The following is an 18,041-nucleotide window of genomic DNA, read 5'->3' as shown; positions in this document are numbered from 1 at the left end:
TCGAGATGACCTCACGCAGCGTCGATCAGCCGGGTGCTGCGCGGGGCGTCGCGTCAGGCGGCGTCGCCGCGCGCGATGAGCTCGCGCGCGAGCTGCCGGTAGGCCTCCGCCCCCGGGTGGCTGCCCGCGTAGGAGGTGATCGGCTCCGCCGCCACGGTGGCGTCGGGGAACTTCACCGTGCGGCCGATGACCGTGTGGAACACGTCGTCGCCGAACGCGTCGACGACCCGCGTCACCACCTCGCGGCTGTGCAGCGTGCGCCCGTCGTACATCGTCGCCAGGATCCCGTCGATCTCCAGCGCCGGGTTCAGCCGCTCCTGCACCTTCTCGATCGTCTCCACCAGCAGCGCCACCCCGCGCAGCGCGAAGAACTCGCACTCCAGCGGGATGACCACCCCGTGCGAGGCCGTCAGGGCGTTGACCGTCAGTAAGCCCAGCGAGGGCTGGCAGTCGATGAGGACGACGTCGTAGTCGGCCAGCGCCGGGCGCAGCGCCCGCGCCAGGACGCTCTCGCGGGCCACCTCCCCCACCAGCTGCACCTCGGCCGCCGACAGGTCGATGTTGGCCGGCAGCAGGTCCAGACCCGCCACCTGCGTCTCGCGGATCACCGAGCGCACGTCGGTGCCGCGCTCCATGAGCAGCTGGTAGACCGTCGCGTCCAGCTCGTGCGGGTTGATGCCCAGCCCGGCCGACAGCGCCCCCTGGGGGTCGAAGTCGACGAGCAGGACCCGCCGGCCGTACTCGGCCAGCGCCGCCCCCAGGTTGATGGTGGTCGTCGTCTTGCCGACGCCGCCCTTCTGGTTGCACATCGAGATGACGCGCGCGGGGCCGTGCTGGTGCAGGGGCGCGGGCACCGGGAAGGACGGCAGCGGCCTGCCCGTCGGGCCGTGCTGCGGGCCGAGCTCCATCTGCGCCTGCACGTCGCGGCCGGCGGCGGGCGCCGTCTCCACCGCAGCGTCCGCCGGGGCCGCGCCGTCCCCGCCCACGGCGGGCCGCCCGTCCCCGGGCTGCTCGGCGTGCGGCGGGTGGGTGCCGACCAGCCCGGGGTCTCCCGGCACCGGGCCCTCGGCCGGGCTGGCGGGGCGGGGCGGCGGGTACTCGCTGGTCACGGGTGCGGCACTTCCTCGGGCGGTCGGGGACGTCGTGGCGAGCTGCTCCGTCGCGGCTGGCGCGCCGGGCGCGGCGCGCTCGACCTTAGTCCGCCGCCGGCGCGGCGGTCACACCCCCGGCCACGACGCCCACCGCGTCCCCCGCCGCGTCCCCCGTCAGGTCGATCGAGGCCCGCGGCACCGCGAGGGCGCGCGGGTGCGTCCCGGCGTGCACCTCGCGCAGCGAGTCGACCGTCACCAGCGTGTACACCTGCGTGGTCGCCACCGAGGCGTGCCCCAGCAGCTCCTGCACGACGCGCACGTCCGCCCCGCCCTGCAGCAGGTGGGTGGCGAAGGAGTGCCGCAGCGTGTGCGGGGAGACGGTGCGGGTGGTCCCGGCGCGCCCGGCGGCCGCCTGCAGGACGGCCCACGCGCTCTGCCGCGACAGCCGCCCGCCGCGGCTGTTGAGGAACAGCGCCGCCCCGCCGCGGCCAGCGGCCGCCAGCGCGGGACGGGCGCGCACCAGGTACTGCTCCAGCGCGCGCCGCGCGTAGGAGCCGACGGGCACGACGCGCTCCTTGCCGCCCTTGCCGCGCAGGCGCACCACGCCGCTCTCGCCGAGGACCTGCTCGGAGACGTCGTCGACGTCCAGGCCGACGGCCTCGCTGATGCGCGCGCCCGAGCCGTACAGCAGCTCCAGCAGGGCCTTGTCGCGCAGCGGCACCGGCCCGTCGCCGGCCCCGGCCACCTCCAGCAGGGCCGCGACCTCGTCGACCGTCAGGGCCGCCGGCAGCCGGCGCGGCGGCACGGGCGGGCGCACCTGCACCGACGGGTCCCGGCCGGTGCGGCCCTCGGCCAGCAGGAAGCGGTGCCAGCCGCGCACGGCCGAGGCCGTGCGGGCCGCGGAGCTGGCCGTCAGCGCCGCGGCGCCGTCCGCGCCGTCGCGCAGCGCCACGACGAACGCGCTGACGGCCGCCTCCTCCACCTGCCCGGGGTCGGCGACCCCCCGGGCGCGCAGGAAGCGCACGTAGCGGGCCAGGTCGCGCCGGTAGGCGCCCAGGGTGTTCTCGCTCAGGCCCCGCTCGACGCGCAGGTGCGCCAGGTAGTCGCGCACGGCCGCCTCCAGGGGCCCCGCCGCGGACCGGCCCGCGGACGGGGTCGCGGACGCCGGCCCGGACGACGGCGCCCCGTCGAGGGCGGGCGCTGGTCCACCGGTGAGCACCCGACCGACCTTAGCGACGCCCTCAGGAGCGGTCGGGTCCCGCGAGCCCCGGCGTCCACGGCGTGTCGGCCGGGCGCAGCGTCGAGAAGCCCGCCGAGCGCGCGGCCGCCAGCGCGAGCACGCCGATGACGGTGCCCGGGTTGGCCAGGCGGCCGTCCAGCACCGCCCGCACGGCCCCGTCGAGCCCGACGCGGACGGCGACCATGTCGCGCTCCTCGTCCTCGCGCTCGTGCCGCTCGGCCTCCGGCACGGCGCTCAGACCGCGGGCCAGGTAGATGCGGTTGCCCTCGCTGGAACCGCCCGGGGAGTTGAACCAGTCCACGAGCACGGCCCAGTCCGCCGCGCGCAGGTCGGCCTCCTCGGCCAGCTCCCGCTGCGCCGCGGTCAGCGGCGGCTCCCCCGCCACGTCCAGCAGGCCCGCCGGCAGCTCCCACAGCTCCCGGCGCACCGGGTGGCGGTACTGGCGCACCAGCACCAGGCGCTCGGCGTCGTCGAGGGCCAGCACCGTCACGGCACCGGGGTGGCGCTGCACGTCGCGGGTGACCGAGCGGCCGCCGGGCAGCTCGACCCGCTCGCGCACGACGTCCCACACGTGCCCGCGGAACACCGTCTCGACGAGCTCGGTGGGCCGCTCGGCGAGGGCGTCGGCCAGGTCCCCGCCCGTCGCGACGGGCAGGTCCAGCGCGTCGGGACCGCTCACGCGCGGGCCCCCTGCGCCAGCTCCTGCTCCGCCGCCTGCTCCGTGCCGTCCGGCACCGGCTCGGGCTCGACGTCCAGCAGCGTCTCGGCGCGCTGGCGGTCCAGGGCGGCGGCCACGAGGCCGGAGAACAGCGGGTGCGCCCGCGTCGGGCGCGACTTGAACTCCGGGTGGGCCTGCGTGCCCACGTAGTACGGGTGCACCTCGGCGGGCAGCTCGACGAACTCCACCAGCTCCCGGTCCGGGGACAGGCCGGAGAACACCAGGCCCGCCGCGGCCAGCTGCTCGCGGTAGGCGTTGTTCACCTCGAACCGGTGCCGGTGCCGCTCGGAGATGCGCTCGCTGCCGTAGGTGGCGGCCACCACGGAACCCCGCTGCAGGACGGCGTCGTAGGAACCCAGGCGCATCGTGCCGCCCAGGTCGCCCTCGCCGGCGACGATGTCGCGCTGCTCGGCCATCGTCGCGATGACGGGCGCGGTGGAGGCCGGGTCGAACTCGGTGGAACTGGCGTCGGCCAGGCCGGCGACCGTGCGCGCGTACTCGATCACCATGCACTGCAGGCCCAGGCACAGCCCCAGCGTGGGCACCTGGTTCTCCCGCGCCCAGCGCAGCGCGCCGAGCTTGCCCTCGATGCCGCGCACCCCGAAACCACCCGGCACGCACACCGCGTCGACCCCGGCGAGCTCCTTGCGCGCCCCGGCGGGGGTGGCGCAGTCGTCGGAGGCGACCCAGCGGATGTCGACCTTGGCGTCCTCGGCGAAACCCCCGGCGCGCAGCGCCTCGGTCACCGACAGGTAGGCGTCGGGCAGGTCGATGTACTTGCCGACCAGGGCCACCTCGACGCGGCGGCGGGGGCTGTGCACGCGGCGCAGCAGGTCGTCCCACGCGGTCCAGTCCACGTCGCGGAACGACAGGTTCAGCTTGCGCACGACGTACGCGTCCAGGCCCTCGCGGTGCAGCACCTTGGGGATGTCGTAGATCGACGGCGCGTCGATGGCGGCGACCACGGCCTCGTCGTCCACGTCGCACATCGAGGCGATCTTGCGCTTGACGCTCTCGGGGATCTCCCGGTCCGCCCGGCACACGATGGCGTCGGGCTGGATGCCGATGCTGCGCAGCGCGGCCACCGAGTGCTGCGTCGGCTTGGTCTTCAGCTCCCCGCTGGGCCCGATGTACGGCACGAGCGAGACGTGCACGAAGAACACGTTGTCGCGGCCCAGCCGCTGGCGCACCTGGCGCGCGGCCTCCAGGAACGGCAGGGACTCGATGTCGCCGACGGTGCCGCCGACCTCGGTGATGATGACGTCGATGTCCTCGCGCGCCTGCGCGCGCATCCGGTCGACGATCTCGTTGGTGATGTGCGGGATGACCTGCACGGTGTCGCCCAGGTACTCCCCGCGCCGCTCCTTGGCGATCACCGAGGAGTACACCTGGCCGGTGGTCACGTTGGCCGAGGCGTCGAAGCGCACGTCGAGGAAGCGCTCGTAGTGGCCGATGTCCAGGTCGGTCTCGGCGCCGTCGTCGGTGACGAACACCTCGCCGTGCTGGAACGGGTTCATCGTCCCGGGGTCGACGTTGAGGTAGGGGTCGAGCTTCTGCATGGCGACCCGCAGACCGCGGGCGCGCAGGAGCCGGCCGAGGCTGGAGGCCGTGAGCCCCTTGCCGAGGGAGGACGCCACCCCTCCGGTCACGAAGATCTGCTGGGTCGAGGACTCGGAGGAGGTGCGGTTCGCCACGGACTTCGAGGTTACCCGACGCGGGCGCGCCGGTGGGCCACCGCGCGGGCGTGGACGGCGCGCACCTGCGCGGCCGCGTCCTCGGCGGTGGGCAGCTGCGCGGCCCGCACCCGGGCCGCGGCACCCCGCTCGGCGCGCAGCGCGTCGTCGGCCAGCAGCCGCCGCAGGGCCGCGGCCAGGGCCGGCGGGTCGCCCACGGGCACGAGGTCCGCGGCCGCGCCCGTCACCTCGCCCGTGCCGCCGGCGTCGGTGGCCACGACCGCCGCCCCCGCGCGCAGCGCCTCCTGCAGGAAGACCGGCTGCCCCTCCCAGACGCTGGCGCTGACGACGACGTCGGCCGCGCCGAGCAGGTCGGGCACGTCCGCGCGCGCGCCCAGCAGGCGCACGGGCAGCCGCTCGGCGGCCACCCGCCGCTCCAACGCGGCGCGCAGCGGCCCGTCACCGGCGAGCAGGACGACGACGTCGCGACCGCCCACCCGCGCGGGCAGCGAGGCGGCGGCCGTCAGCAGGTCGTCCAGGCCCTTCTGCGGCGCCAGGCGCGCCACCGCCAGGACGACCAGGGCCTCTCCCAGCCCCTCCCGCTCCCGCACCCGGGCCGGCTCGCGGGCCGGGGCGGTGGGCGGGGCGGGCACGAGGGCGCGCTCGGCCGCGGCCGCCCCCGCGGCGCGGGCCTGCGCCACCAGGTCGCCGGACACGCCCAGCACGGCGTCGGCGCCGGCGGCCACGCGCCGCTGCACCGCGCGCCCGAGCGCGGCGCGCCGGCCCGAGCCGAGGACGGCGTTGTGGAGGGTGACGACGAGGGCCGGGCGGCGCGGCAGGGAGCGCACCGCCAGCAGCGCCACCAGCCCGGCGCGCACCCCGTGCGCGTGGACCACCTGCGGCCGGGCGCGGCGCAGCAGGGCGCGCAGGCGGGCGGCGGCGCGCGCGTCGCGCAGCGGGTGCAGCGAGGCCCCGACCTCCACCGGCGCCGTCAGCGCCCCGGCGGCCGCGAAGGCGAAGCGCTCCAGCGTCGCGGCGGGCGCGGCCACGGCGACGGACCCGTCCGCGCGCAGGGCCCCGACCAGCGCGTGCACGTGCCGGCCGACGCCACCGGCGCTGCTGCCGAGCACCAGCACGACGCGCGCCCGCTCCCCCGCCGGGCCCGCTCCGGTCCCCGCCGTGCCCCCGCCCTCAGCGCCCGCCACGCCGGGCAGCATGGCGCACCCGGCCGGGCAGCACGCGCCCGGCCGCGGCCAGCAGCGGCGCCACCTGCCCCGGCAGCAGCAGCCGCAGCAGTGCCAGCACCAGCACCCCGGCGACGGCGGCCGCGGCGGCGGCCACGAGGACCTCCCCCGGCAGCGAGCCGCCCAGCCCCGGGCCCAGCGCCGCGGCCGTGCCCGCACCGCCCGCTCCGGCCGCGGCGGCCGCGGGCACCGCCAGCGCGACCGTGCGGGCCACCCCCGCCACGGTCGCCGCCCCGCGCCGGCGGCGCAGCGCCAGGGCCAGCAGCAGCCCGGCCAGCGACAGGCCCAGCGCGTGCGCGGCGGCGAAGCCCGTCACCAGCCGCTCCGGCGGCAGGGCGCGCGCGGCGACCACGGCGGCGGCCAGGACGAGCGCCCACCCGGCCACGGTGGCCAGCGCGGCGGCCCGGCCCCCGCCCACCGTGTACAGCGCCCGGGTGAGCAGCGCCAGCAGGCCGTAGCCGACGAGGCCGGGCGCGGCGGCGACCAGGGCACCGGCCAGGTCCCCCGACAGCCCCGAGCCGACGTCGCTGACGACCACGAAGACCGCGGCCACCGGCTGCGCCACCGCGGCCAGCGCCGCCGCGCCGGCGGCGCTGACGACGACGACCGTGCGCGCGGTGCGCGCCACCAGGGGCGCGAAGTCCTCCGCGTCCCCGGCCCGCGGGTCCCGCGGATCCTGCGGGTCCTGCGGGTCCTGCGGGGCCGGGGCGCCGGCGGGTGCGGCGGCCGGTGTCCCGGCCGCGCGCGCCAGGCGCGGGAAGACGGCGGTGGCCACGGGGACGGCCAGCACGGCGTACGGCAGCAGGAACAGCGCCCACGCGTAGCTCCACCGGTTCACCGCGCCCGCGCCGCCGTCGTTGGCCAGCCGGGTGACCGCCACGGCGACCACCTGCTGGGCCAGCAGGACGGTCAGCCCCGACAGCGCCAGGGTCCGCAGGACGGGCCCGTCCCCGGGCGCGGGCGTCAGCGCCGGTCGCCAGCGCACCGCCGAGCGCAGCGCCGGCGCGTGCGTCAGCGCGAGCGCCACCACCCCGAGGCTCGTGCCGCCGGCCAGCACCGCCAGCGCGGCGGCCGGCACGTCCGCCAGGTCGTCGCCCGAGACCACCGCGGCCGGTGCCAGCCGCCCGGTCAGCAGGTAGGCGCCGGCGACGACGACGCTGGAGACCAGCGGCGCGGCGGCCGGCGCGGTGAAGCGCTGCTGCGCCTGCAGGACGCCGGCCAGGACGACGGCCACCGCGTACAGCGGCACCTGCGGCAGGAACACCCACAGCATGAGCACCCCCGTGCCGACCAGGCCGCGGCACTCCTCGGCGGCCCCGCCGGCCAGCAACCAGCTCATCAGCGGCCGCGCCAGCAGCGCCGCCAGCCCCGCCACGAGGACCAGCGCCAGCACGCTCCACGTCAGCGCGAAGGAGGCCGTGCGGGAGGCGGCGGCGCGCTCGCGGGCGTCGCCGGAGGCCAGCCGCGCCGACAGCACCGGGACCAGCACCCCGGCCAGCGCGCCGCCGGCGACGACCTCGAACAGGACGTTGGGCACCTGGTTGGCCGTCTGGTAGGCCGTGCCCAGGCAGGTGTCGCCGACGGTCTGCGAGAAGGCGACCAGCCGCCCGAACCCGGCCAGGCGGGCCGCCACCGTCAGCAGCGCGACGGAGGCGACCGCCCCGGCCAGGGTGCCGGCGCGCCGGCTCAGGGCCGACCGAGCCGGTCGAGCTCGCGCAGCGCGGGCACCGCCTCGATGACGCGGGTGAAGCTGACCCGCTCGCTGAGCAGCGTCAGGGCCACGACGACGGCGAGGACGGCGCCGCGACCGCGCGGGCCGCAGCGGGCCAGCACGGCGGTGCCCAGCAGCGCCCCGAGCGCGTTGGCACCGGTGTCGCCCAGCATGCTGCGCCCGGCCAGGTCGTCGCCGAGCACCGCCGCGGCGGACCCGGTGGCCGCGGCCGCCAGCGGCGCCGCGGGACCGGCCGCCAGCGGCGCGGCGGCCAGCAGCACCACCTTCAGGGCGCGGCCGGGGCGCAGGTCGAAGAGGTTGAGCAGGTTGGCGCTGCCGGCGACGAGGGCGCCGGCGACCAGGGCACCGGCCACCCGTGCCCCGGTCCCCCCGGGCCCGGTCGCGCGCGCCGGCCCCGCCGAGCGCACGGGGCCGGCGCCCTCGGTGAGCGCCGCGACGGCCAGGCCGGTGGCGGCCAGCCCCGCCACCTTCACGGCCCCCGTCGTCAGCCGGCCCGCGCGCAGCGCCGCCAGGTGCCCGCGCAGGCCCCGGGCCCCCGCGTCCCGCTCGCCGCGCCGCTCGGCCAGGTCGTCCACGGCGCCGAGCAGCGCACCGCCGGTGAGGGCGACCAGGCCCGCGGCCCGCCAGCGGCCGGGGGCGGCCAGGCAGCCGGCGGCCGCCGCCAGCGCGGCGACCGGACCCTCGAGCAGGGTGACCGCGTCGCCGCGGTGGTTGGTCCGCTCCCAGCGCTCCCGCCCGCCGGGCACCGGCCCGTCCGCGACCGCCCGGCGCAGCCGCCGCCCGGCCGCGAGCGCGAGGCCGGCGGCCGCGGCGGCGCGCGCGGCGCCCGCGGCGCTCACGGGGCCGCCACCGCGGGCAGCGGCGGGCTGAGCGCGTCCGCGGTCGAGGCGGTGCCGTACTGGCCGGCGTCACCGCTCAGCTGCTCGCGCAGCCCGAGGACGGCCGAGACCCGGCCGCTCGCGGAGTCCAGGTCGTCGACGGTGCTGACGGCCCCGGCCACGTCCGCGTCGGCGCGCACGGCCGCCACGGCGCCGCCCTCGTCCGCCGACCCCGCCGGGCCGGCCAGCAGGGCACCGGCCGAGGCCGCGTCGAAGCGGGCGGCCAGCGTCGTCCAGGCCGCGGCGCCGGCCTCGGCGGCCTCGGCCGCCTCGGCGTCCCCCTCGACGTCGGGGGCGGGACCCGCCACGAGCAGGGCCAGGCTGGCGGGTCCCGCGGGCTCGCCGCGCACCTCGACCAGGCCGGCGTCCACCAGCGCCTGCAACCCCTCGCCGGCGACGGGGCCGGGCGCCTCGGTCCCGAGGTCGGGGACGACCAGCGCGGCGGCCAGCGCCCCCGCCAGCACGTCCTGGGCCCCCTCGTCGCCGCCGGCCGCCGCGCCGTCACCGCCGTCACCGCCGTCACCGCCACCGCCGTCCTGCGCGGCACCGTCCTCGTCCGGCGCACCGGCGTCCTGCTGGGCGCCCTCGTCGCCACCCTCCCCGGCGCCGGCGCCGGTGCCGGGACGCGCGGCGCTCAGCCGCCCGGCCAGGTCGGCGCGGTCGGCGGCCAGGGCGGGGTCGACCCAGTCCGCGGAGACGGCGACCCGCGACGCGACCGTGGCGCCGGCGGCCTCCAGCACGGCCACGGCCTCGTCCGTGACGTCGGCGTCGGCCCCCGGCAGCTCCACGACGGCGACCGCGCGACCGCCGAGCTGGCGGGCCACCAGGGCCGGTGCGACGGTGGCGGCCCACTCCTCGCGCGCGGCGAGGGCCGCCTGCGCCTGGTCGCGCTCGGTGCGCAGCTGCTCCTGCTCCTGCGTCAGCTGCCGCACCTGGTCCGTGATGCCCACCGAGATCCCCTCGTTGAGGGGGCCGGCGCCCAGCACGATGCCGACCGCGAGCGCCAGGAACACCGACACCAGCGAGACGACGTGGTAGCGGAAGTCGATCACCAGGCAGCTCCGGGGCGGGGACGGGTCGGACGGGCGGGACGGGCCGGGGCGGCGGGCCCGCGGGCCGGCGGCCGGCGCGTCACGGGCCGGTCCAGGGCAGCCAGCTGACGAACGCCGCCCACCACGTCTCCAGCCGCGCGCCCGTCACCGCCAGGATCGCCTGCCCGGTGGGGGTGACCAGCAGCGCCGCGGCCAGCGCCAGGACACCGGCCAGGACGAGCACCAGCACCTGCGCGTCGGACACGCGCGAGCGGTACAGGCGCGAGACGCCCTTGGCGTCGACGAGCTTGCCGCCCACCCGCAGGCGGGTCAGGAACGTGCTGGCCATGCCGGCGCGCCCCTTGTCGAGGAACTCCACGAGCGTGACGTGGGTGCCCACCGCCGCGATCAGGGTGGCGCCCTTGTCGTCGGCCAGCAGCATCGCCACGTCCTCGCTGGTGCCCGTGGCGGGGAAGACGACCGGGTCGATGCCGAGCTGGCGGACCCGGTCGAGGCCGGGTGCCCGGCCGTCGCGGTAGGCGTGGACGACGACCTCGGCGCCGCTGCGCAGCGCGGCGTCGGACACGGAGTCCATGTCGCCGACGATCATGTCGGGCTTCCAGCCGGCCTCGAGGATGGCGTCGGCGCCGCCGTCGACGCCGATGAGCACCGGGCGGTACTCGCGCACGTAGGGGCGCAGCGTGACCAGGTCCTCCTTGTAGTGGTAGCCGCGGACCACGACGAGGACGTGCCGGCCCTCCAGGTCGGTGGCGATGTCGGGCACGCCCACGCCGTCCAGCAGCAGGTCCCGCTCGCGGCGCAGGTACTCCATCGTGTTGGCGGCGAACGCCTCCAGCTGCAGGGACAGGCCCGCCCGGGCGGCCTCCATGTCCGCGGCGACGAGCTCGGCGCTCAGCCGCCGGCCGCGCGCGACGACCCGGCCGTCCACCGACAGCGCGTCCCCGGCCAGCTCCACGCGCTGCCCCTCGCGCACGGCGGCCATGACGTCCTCGCCGACGGCGTCGAGGACGGGCACGCCGGCGGCCAGGAGGATCTCCGGGCCCAGGTTGGGGTAGCGGCCGGAGGTGCTGGCGGCGGCGTTGACGACGGCCGCCGGGGCGCAGGCGACCAGCGCCTCCGCCGAGACGCGGTCGAGGTCGAGGTGGTCGATGACGGCCACCTCGCCCGGGCGCAACCGCTTGGTCAGCCGCTTGGTGCGCCGGTCCACGCGGGCGGTGGCCCGCACCGCGCCGGCGGCACCGGTCTCGGGGGACTGCGCCGCGGCGCGCCCGCGCCGACGCCTCACCACGCGCCCTCCACCCCGTCCCCCACCCGCCGCACGTCCCCGGCCGCGCCAGCGACCGCACCTCCCGCCGCACCGCGGGTCCTCACCGCGCCGGCGCGCCCGGCCGTCCACCGTCCACGGTGGTGCGGCCGGCCGTTCACGTCGGCGTCGATGGTCGCACGCGCGGCGCGCGGGCCCGCGGTGCACGCGCCGGGCCGCGACCGGTGGAGCCCGCGCGCCCCGTCCGGCCCCCGGACGGCTCCGCCGCGGGGGCGTCCGCGGGGGCGTCCGCGGGGGCATCCGCGGGGGCGGCCGGAGGGGTGTCCGCGGAGGCCGGGACGTCGTCTCCCGCGGCGGGGCCGTCGTCGAGGGTGGAGGCGCGCAGCAGCTCCTCGGCGTGCGCGCGGGCGGTCCCCGAGCCGCGCCCGGACAGCATGCGCGCCAGCTCCTCGACCCGGCCGTCGTGGTCCAGCGCCACGACCCCGGACTCGGTGACGCTGCCGTCGTCGGTCTTGACGACGACGAGGTGCGCGTCGGCGAAGGCCGCGACCTGGGCGAGGTGGGTGACGACGAGGACCTGCGTCGTGCGGGCCAGCCGGGCCAGCCGGCGGCCGATCTCGACGGCCGCGCGGCCGCCGACCCCCGCGTCGACCTCGTCGAAGACCATCGTCGGCACGGGGTCGGCGCCGGCCAGGACGACCTCGAGCGCCAGCATGACGCGGGAGAGCTCACCGCCGGAGGCGCCGCGGGCCAGCGGCCGGGGCGCGGCCCCGGAGTGCGCCGCCAGCTGCAGCTCGACCGCGTCGGCCCCGTGCGGGCCGAGCTCGGCGGTCTCCTCGACGGCGACGGCGAGGCGGGCGCTGGGCATGGCCAGGGCGGTCAGCTCGGCCGCGACGCGCTCCTCCAGGCGGCGGGCGGCCTCCCGGCGCGCCCGGCCCAGGCGCGCGGCGGTCGCGCGGGCCTGCTCGTGCGCGGCGTCGCGCTCGGCCGCCAGCCGCTCCAGGCGCCCGTCGTCGTCGAGGTCGAGCAGCCGCTCGGCGGCGGTGCGCGCCCACGCGAGCACGCCGGCCACCCCCTCCGGGGCGTCCGGCCCGCCGGCGGGCGCGTAGCGGCGCACGAGCGCCGCGAGCTGGGCGCGCCGCTCCTCCACGGCGGCCAGGCGCGCCGGGTCGGCCTCGACCGCGCTGGCGTAGGCGGCCAGGTCGGTGGCCAGGTCGGTGAGCAGGTAGGCCAGCTCGTCGGCGCGCCCGGCCAGCGCCGCCAGCGCCGGGTCGTGCTCGGCGGCCGGGGCCAGCGCGGCGCGCGCGGCGCCCACGGCCTCGTCGGCGCCGCCGGCCTCACCGGCCAGGGCCTCGTGAGCGGTGGCCGCCGCGGTGCGCAGCAGCTCGGTGTGCCCGAGCCGCTCGGACTCCTCGCGCAGCGCGACGTCCTCGCCGGGCTGCGGGTCCACGGCCTCCACCTCGTGCAGGCCGAAGCGCAGCAGCTCGGCCTCGCGGGCGCGCTCGGCGGTGCGGGAGGCGACGTCGTCGTGCTCGGCGGCCAGCCGTCGCCAGCGGGCGTGCTGCTCGCGGTAGGCGGCCAGGTCGGCGGCGACCGCGGACCCGGCGAAGGCGTCCAGGACGCGCAGCTGCTGGGCGGCCGAGCGCAGGCGCAGCTGCTCGGTCTGCCCGTGCACGGCCACGAGGTGCTCGGCCAGCTCGGCCAGCACGCCCACGGGCGCGGCGCGGCCGCCGACGTGGACGCGGCTGCGGCCGCCGGCGCCGACGGCGCGCGCCACCAGCAGCTCGCCGTCCTCGACCTCGCCGCCGGCCTCGGCGGCGCGGGCGGCCACGGGGCCGTCGGGGTCGACGCGCAGGCGGCCCTCGACGACGGCGCTGTCGGCGCCCGCGCGGACGGCAGCGGCGTCCGCGCGCGCGCCCATGAGCAGCCCGAGCCCGGTGACGACCATGGTCTTGCCGGCCCCGGTCTCACCGGTGACGACGGTCAGCCCGGGTCCCAGCGGCAGGCGCGCGTCGCGGATGACCCCCAGGTGGCGGATCCGGATCTCCTCGATCACGCGCGCGGTCCCCTCCAGCCCTGCACGGGCAGCCCGAACTTGGCGACGAGGCGGTCGGTGAACAGCCCGCGGCTCAGCCGCGCCAGCCGCACGCTGGTCGCCGAGCGGCGCACCTCGACCCGGCAGCCGGCGGGCGCCTCGAAGGTGCGCCGCCCGTCGCACCAGACGACCCCGCCGCCGCTGGGGCCGGGGAGCACCTCCACGCCCACCACGGAGGTGGGCGCGATGACCAGCGGCCGGGCGAACAGGGCGTGCGCGCTGATCGGCACGACCAGCAGCGCCTCGACCTCCGGCCAGACGACGGGCCCGCCGGCGGAGAAGGCGTAGGCGGTGGAACCGGTGGGCGTGGCCGCGATGACGCCGTCGGCGCCGAACGTGCTCAGCGGCCGCCCGTCGACGTCGACGACGACCTCGACCATCCGCTCGCGGCTGGCCTTCTCCACGGAGACCTCGTTGACGGCCCAGGAGCGCGAGACCACCTCCCCGTCGCGCAGCACGACGACGTCGAGCGTCATGCGCTCCTCGACGCGGTAGTCGCCGGCGACGACCCGCGCGACGGTGTCGGTGACCTCCTCGCGCTCGGCCTCGGCCAGGAAGCCGACGTGGCCGAGGTTGACGCCCAGCAGGACGGTGGGCGTCCCGCGCACCAGCTCGGCCGCGCGCAGGATGGTCCCGTCGCCGCCCAGGACGACGACCATGTCGGCGTCGGCGACGGCCCCGGACAGCTCGCACGCCGTGACGAGGCGGCGGTCGCCGGGCCCCAGGGCGGCGGCCTCCTCGTGGGTCATCAGGGTGCGCACCCCCGCCGCGGCGAAGCGGCGCACCACCTCGACCAGGGCGCTGACGGCCTCGGCCCGCCCCGTGTGGGCGAGCACGAGGACGCTGTGGCGCTCGTCGGGGGCGCTCACGCCAGCCCCGCCTGCGGGCCCTCGGCGACGGCGCGCGCCAGCTCGTCCTCGTCCAGCGGCGGGGCGCCGGCGGCCAGGTGCAGGAAGTACTCCACGTTGCCGCTGGGCCCGGGCAGCGGGCTGGCGGCCACGCCCCGCACCCCGGCACCGGCGGCCGCGGCCGCGTCGGCGACCCTGCGCACGGCGTCGGCGCGCAGCGCGGCGCTGCGCACGACGCCGCCGGTGCCGAGCGCCTCGCGCCCGACCTCGAACTGGGGCTTCACCATGAGCACGTGGTCCGCCTCCGGGGCCGCGCAGGCCACGAGGGCCGGCAGGACGAGGGTCAGGGAGATGAAGGACAGGTCGGCCACGACCAGGGAGGGCGCGGGCGCCACGAGGGCGGGGTCGAGGGTGCGCACGTTGGTGCGTTCCAGGACGGTCACGCGCGGGTCCTGGCGCAGCGACCACGCCAGCTGCCCGTAGCCGACGTCGACGGCCACGACGTGCCCGGCGCCGCGGCGCAGCAGGACGTCGGTGAAGCCGCCGGTGCTGGCGCCGGCGTCGAGGCAGCGCCGGCCGGTGACGGGCACGGCGAAGGCGTCCAGCGCCCCGAGGAGCTTGTGCGCGCCGCGGCTGACCCAGTCGTCACCGTCGGCGCCGCCCTCCACGACGATGGCGGCCGCCAGGTCGACCTGCGTGGCCGGCTTGGCCGCGGTGCTGCCCTGCACGCGCACGCGGCCGGCCGCCACGAGCTCCCCGGCCTGCTGGCGCGAGCGCGCCAGGCCGCGCCGGACCAGCTCGGCGTCGAGCCGCTGCCTGCGCGCCATCAGTCCTCGGCCGCCGCGAGGCGCTCGCGCAGCGCGCGGTCCACCTCGGCGAAGGCGTCCGGGTGCTCGTGCACCGGGACCCCCCGCAGGGCCTCCAGCCGCTCCAGCGCGTCCTCCAGGGCGCTGTCCGCGGCGGCCTCGGCGGGGCTCGGCCGGGAGGGGTCGCGGGGCGGGCCCGGGACGGGTCGGTCGGTCACGCGGCAACTCTACGAGCCGGTCCCGACAGCCACGTGCTCGCGCAGGACCGCCGCGGCGGCGTCCGGGTCCAGCGGTGCGCCGGTGTCCGCGGTCCACCAGCACGCCTCGGCCCCGGCCCGCAGGACGTCCAGGCCGTCGGGTCCCGGCGCGGAGGAGACCACCCGCAGGACGCCGTCGGCGACCTCCACCCGCGCGTCGCGGCAGCGCGCGGTGACCGCGGAGGCGTCGCCGCCGACCTCGGGTCCGGGGTGCTCGGCCCGGAGGCCGCGCAGGTCGTGCGCCACGGCGGTGGGCCGCTCGTGCGGTGCGGCCGCCACCAGCTCGGCGACGCCCGTGACGCCGGTGAGGACCAGCAGACCCGGCAGCCCGGCGGTGCGGGCGCCCTGCAGGTCGGTGTCCAGGCGGTCGCCGACCACGAGGGCGCTGCGGGCGCCGGTGCGGCGCACCGCCTCGTCGAACAGCGCCCGCTCGGGCTTGCCGCACACGGTGCCGGGCCGGCGCCCCGCGGCGGCGGCGACCAGCTCGACGAGCAGTCCGTTGCCGGGCGCCGGCCCACCCGGGGTGGGCACCGTCCGGTCCAGGTTGCTCGCCGTCCACGGCAGCCCCGAGCGCACCGCGTGGGTGGCCTCGGCCAGCAGCTTCCAGCCGATGTCCGGGGAGAAGCCCTGCACGACGGCCGCGGGCTCCTGCGCGAGGCTGTCCACGGGCCGCAGCCCCACCTCGGTGAGCGCGACCCGCAGGCCCCGTCCGCCCACCAGCAGGACGGGCGAGCCGGGGGCGAGGGTCGCGGCCAGGTGCCGGGCCGCCGCCTGCGCCGACGTCACCACGTCGTCGTCGTCGGCCGGTGCGCCCAGCTCGCGCAGGTGGGCGGCGACCACGTCGGGGGTGCGGGCGGCGTTGTTGGTGATGTAGGCCAGGCGCACCCCCGCCTCCCGGGCGGCGGCCAGGGCCGCGGGGGCGTGCGGGACGGCGTCGGGGCCGACGTAGACGACCCCGTCCAGGTCCAGCAGGAGCGTGTCGTGGGCGTCCAGCAGCGGCCCCGCGCTCCCCGCCAGCACCGGCCCGGACCGGTCGGCGGGCCGTGGGCCGCTGGCCGCAGCGCTGGTCGTGGTGCTGGTCGTGGCGGTGGTGGTCACGGGCTCCCCGGTGTCTGCCGCGCGGCGAGCGTGGCGCGGACCTGTCGCAGGCGGTCGGCGTACTCGGGCCGGTCCGGGCGCATGGCGTGGGCCATGGCCAGGTGCTCGGCGGCCGGGCCGAAGCGGCCGAGGCGGCTGAGGCTCAGCCCGAGACCGAAGTGAGCGTAGTCGTCGGCCGGGCGGGCCCGGGCGAGGCGCTCGAAGGAGTCGGCGGCGGCGGCCACGTCACCGGAGTCGTACTGGGCGCGGGCCAGCGCTTCGAGCACCCCTGTCGAGCCGGGCTCCTCCGCGTGCGCGCGGGACAGCAGGGTGGCGGCGGCCGCGGCTTCCCCGCCGGCGAGCAGCGCCAGCCCGCGCTGCAGCCACTCGTAGGGACCTCCGGACGGCTTGCCCTCCTGGTGGCTCGCTGGCACGGGACGGCCTCCTCTCGACCTGGACGACGCGCTGGACGGGTTCGGGTGGCCGGCGCGACGGGCGCCGCGGCCTCGACCGTAGGATGCGCCGCGTGACGGGAGGGCGCGAGGGGGCGCGCGCCGAGGCTCCTCCCGCCGGAGCGTCGCCCGCCGGCGCCGACGCCCCGCTGCGGCCCTTCCGCGGGCTGCGCTACGTCCCGGACGTCGTCGGCGACCTGGGCTCCGTCCTGGCCCCGCCGCACACCGACCTGCCCCGCGCGGCGCGCGCGGCCCGCCTGCAGGCCTCCCCGTGGGCCGTGACGCGGCTGGAGCGCCCGGAGAACGACCCGGCCCCGGGCCGGGCGGTGGACCGGTGGCTGGCCGAGGGCGCCCTCGTGCAGGACGGGCCCTCGCTGTACGTGGTGCGCCAGCGCCGGGCGGGTGCGGAGCACCGCTTCCTCCTGGCGTCCCTGCGGGTGGACGCGGGCACGGGCGCGCGGGTGCACCCGCACGAGGCGGTCTTCCCCGACGTGGTCCGGTCGCGGCGGGAGAGGTTGCGGGAGACGGGCGTCGACTCGGAACCGGTCCTGCTCGTGCACGGCGGCGGGGCGCCGGCGGCCACGGAGCTCGTGCGGGCCGCGGAGCGCCACGGGCACCCGGTGGCGGGCGCGGTGACCAGCGACGGCGGTGGCGTGCGCGTCGCGGTGGACGTCTGGCGCCTCGACGACGAGGACGTCGTGCGGAGGGTGGCGGAGGACCTGCGCGACGTGGACCTGGTCGTCGCCGACGGTCACCACCGCTACGCCGCGGTGCGCGCGGAGTTCGAGGCCACCGGCGTGCCGCAAGAGCTCCTGGTGGCGGTCGTCGACGACCAGGCGCACCCCCTCGCGCTGCGTCCCCTGCACCGGTCGGTGCCCGCGCGGGCCGTGCCGGTGCTGCGCGCGCTGGCCGTCGACGTCCGGGAGGTCCGGGGCGGACCGCTGTCCGACCCCGCCGACGCGGCGCGGCTGACCGCGCGCGAGCTGACGGGCGAGCTGGACGCCCTGCTGGTGACGAGCACCGGCGCGTGCCTGCTGAGCTTCACCGACGGCGGGGTCGAGGCGGGAGCGGGCGCCTGTGTGGACGAGGCGCTGGTCCGGGCGGGTGTCGAGCCGGAGAGCGTGCGGTTCACCGCCGACACCGGCTCGGCGCTGGCGGCGGTCTCGGAGGAGGTGGCCGTGGTCCTGCTCCCGAGCGTGCCGTTGTCGCGGATCGCCGCCACGGTGCGGAGAGGGCGCCTGCTGGGGCGCAAGACGACGTCGTTCGCCCCCAAGCCGCTGGCCGGCGCGGTGCTGCGCCTGCGGTGACACGGACCACTGCACTGGCAATACCGTGATCGCTGGTACGAATACGGCCGGACGTGGGGACGCCCGCGGACGGTCTCCGGTGACGGCAGAACCGTGCCGGGGAACGAGGAAGGGGTGCCGGTCCCCGGTACCCACCCCGCGCGGGGTGGTACCAGGGACCGACACCCCTTGCTCGAAGAAGTGTGGCCGGCGGTGTCCTACTCTCCCACCCAGTCTCCCGGGCAGTACCATCGGCGCTGGTGGGCTTAGCTTCCGGGTTCGGAATGTTGCCGGGCGTTTCCCCACCGCTATGACCACCGGACCACGG

General features: G+C 78.8%; 16 protein-coding genes and 1 rRNA gene. 1 reads left to right on the top strand and 16 read right to left on the bottom strand.

The window, feature by feature from the left end; genetic code table 11:
- Positions 1-53 precede the first annotated feature (53 nt).
- The 15 genes from AB8M62_RS07375 to AB8M62_RS07305 all read right to left on the bottom strand — a co-directional run bounded on the left by AB8M62_RS07375 (position 54) and on the right by AB8M62_RS07305 (position 16,409).
- On the bottom strand, positions 54-908 hold the full coding sequence (locus AB8M62_RS07375; RefSeq protein WP_369054163.1) for a ParA family protein: 855 nt from the start codon (positions 906-908) through the stop codon (positions 54-56).
- Between the two features lie 286 nt (positions 909-1,194).
- Complete coding sequence (locus AB8M62_RS07370) at positions 1,195-2,202, bottom strand: tyrosine recombinase (protein ID WP_369054036.1); 1,008 nt, start codon at positions 2,200-2,202, stop codon at positions 1,195-1,197.
- 130 nt (positions 2,203-2,332) lie between these two features.
- Positions 2,333-3,010 carry an NUDIX domain-containing protein gene (locus AB8M62_RS07365; protein WP_369054035.1) on the bottom strand — a complete coding sequence of 226 codons (678 nt, stop codon included), beginning with the start codon at positions 3,008-3,010 and terminating at the stop codon, positions 2,333-2,335.
- On the bottom strand, positions 3,007-4,743 hold the full coding sequence (gene pyrG / locus AB8M62_RS07360; protein WP_369054033.1) for a CTP synthase: 1,737 nt from the start codon (positions 4,741-4,743) through the stop codon (positions 3,007-3,009). Before pyrG ends, AB8M62_RS07365 begins: the two co-directional genes overlap by 4 nt.
- An 11-nt stretch (positions 4,744-4,754) precedes the next feature.
- Positions 4,755-5,927 carry a glycosyltransferase family 4 protein gene (locus AB8M62_RS07355; RefSeq protein ID WP_369054031.1) on the bottom strand — a complete coding sequence of 391 codons (1,173 nt, stop codon included), beginning with the start codon at positions 5,925-5,927 and terminating at the stop codon, positions 4,755-4,757.
- On the bottom strand, positions 5,914-7,599 hold the full coding sequence (locus AB8M62_RS07350) for a lipid II flippase MurJ (protein ID WP_369069112.1): 1,686 nt from the start codon (positions 7,597-7,599) through the stop codon (positions 5,914-5,916). The genes AB8M62_RS07355 and AB8M62_RS07350 overlap by 14 nt, the downstream gene beginning before the upstream one ends.
- 53 nt (positions 7,600-7,652) lie before the next feature.
- Positions 7,653-8,537 carry a hypothetical protein gene (locus AB8M62_RS07345; protein WP_369054029.1) on the bottom strand — a complete coding sequence of 295 codons (885 nt, stop codon included), beginning with the start codon at positions 8,535-8,537 and terminating at the stop codon, positions 7,653-7,655.
- The gene (locus AB8M62_RS07340; protein WP_369054027.1) at positions 8,534-9,628 is read right to left on the bottom strand and encodes a copper transporter; all 1,095 of its coding nucleotides are present in this window, start codon (positions 9,626-9,628) and stop codon (positions 8,534-8,536) included. The genes AB8M62_RS07345 and AB8M62_RS07340 overlap by 4 nt, the downstream gene beginning before the upstream one ends.
- Positions 9,629-9,707: 79 nt before the next feature.
- Entirely contained in the window at positions 9,708-10,916 is a 1,209-nt protein-coding gene (gene steA, locus AB8M62_RS07335; RefSeq protein ID WP_373694880.1) for a putative cytokinetic ring protein SteA, read from the bottom strand.
- A gap of 133 nt (positions 10,917-11,049) precedes the next feature.
- Positions 11,050-12,948: a DNA repair protein RecN gene (gene recN / locus AB8M62_RS07330; RefSeq protein ID WP_369069111.1), complete on the bottom strand. Its 1,899-nt coding sequence runs from the start codon at positions 12,946-12,948 to the stop codon at positions 11,050-11,052.
- Positions 12,945-13,856 carry an NAD kinase gene (locus AB8M62_RS07325; protein WP_369054025.1) on the bottom strand — a complete coding sequence of 304 codons (912 nt, stop codon included), beginning with the start codon at positions 13,854-13,856 and terminating at the stop codon, positions 12,945-12,947. The genes recN and AB8M62_RS07325 overlap by 4 nt, the downstream gene beginning before the upstream one ends.
- Positions 13,853-14,662: a TlyA family RNA methyltransferase gene (locus AB8M62_RS07320; RefSeq protein ID WP_369069110.1), complete on the bottom strand. Its 810-nt coding sequence runs from the start codon at positions 14,660-14,662 to the stop codon at positions 13,853-13,855. Before AB8M62_RS07320 ends, AB8M62_RS07325 begins: the two co-directional genes overlap by 4 nt.
- A complete protein-coding gene (locus tag AB8M62_RS07315; protein ID WP_369054022.1) occupies positions 14,662-14,859 on the bottom strand; it encodes a hypothetical protein in 198 nt (65 codons plus the stop codon). Before AB8M62_RS07315 ends, AB8M62_RS07320 begins: the two co-directional genes overlap by 1 nt.
- A gap of 9 nt (positions 14,860-14,868) precedes the next feature.
- Complete coding sequence (locus tag AB8M62_RS07310) at positions 14,869-15,996, bottom strand: HAD-IIA family hydrolase (protein ID WP_369069109.1); 1,128 nt, start codon at positions 15,994-15,996, stop codon at positions 14,869-14,871.
- Positions 15,993-16,409 (bottom strand): tetratricopeptide repeat protein, encoded by a 417-nt coding sequence (locus AB8M62_RS07305; RefSeq protein ID WP_369054019.1) that lies wholly within the window; start codon positions 16,407-16,409, stop codon positions 15,993-15,995. The genes AB8M62_RS07310 and AB8M62_RS07305 overlap by 4 nt, the downstream gene beginning before the upstream one ends.
- A gap of 92 nt (positions 16,410-16,501) precedes the next feature.
- Here AB8M62_RS07305 and AB8M62_RS07300 point away from each other — a divergent pair, with 92 nt between their 5' ends.
- The gene (locus tag AB8M62_RS07300; RefSeq protein ID WP_369069108.1) at positions 16,502-17,734 is read left to right on the top strand and encodes a DUF1015 family protein; all 1,233 of its coding nucleotides are present in this window, start codon (positions 16,502-16,504) and stop codon (positions 17,732-17,734) included.
- Between the two features lie 184 nt (positions 17,735-17,918).
- Here the strand turns inward: AB8M62_RS07300 and rrf are convergent.
- Positions 17,919-18,035, bottom strand: a 5S ribosomal RNA gene (gene rrf / locus AB8M62_RS07295).
- Positions 18,036-18,041 lie beyond the last annotated feature (6 nt).

The sequence above is a fragment of the Kineococcus terrestris genome (assembly GCF_041020755.1).
In the GTDB taxonomy this organism is placed as follows: Bacteria; Actinomycetota; Actinomycetes; order Actinomycetales; family Kineococcaceae; genus Kineococcus; species Kineococcus terrestris.
Note: the sequence above shows the minus strand (reverse complement) of the source record. Positions and strands in the feature narration are given on the sequence as shown.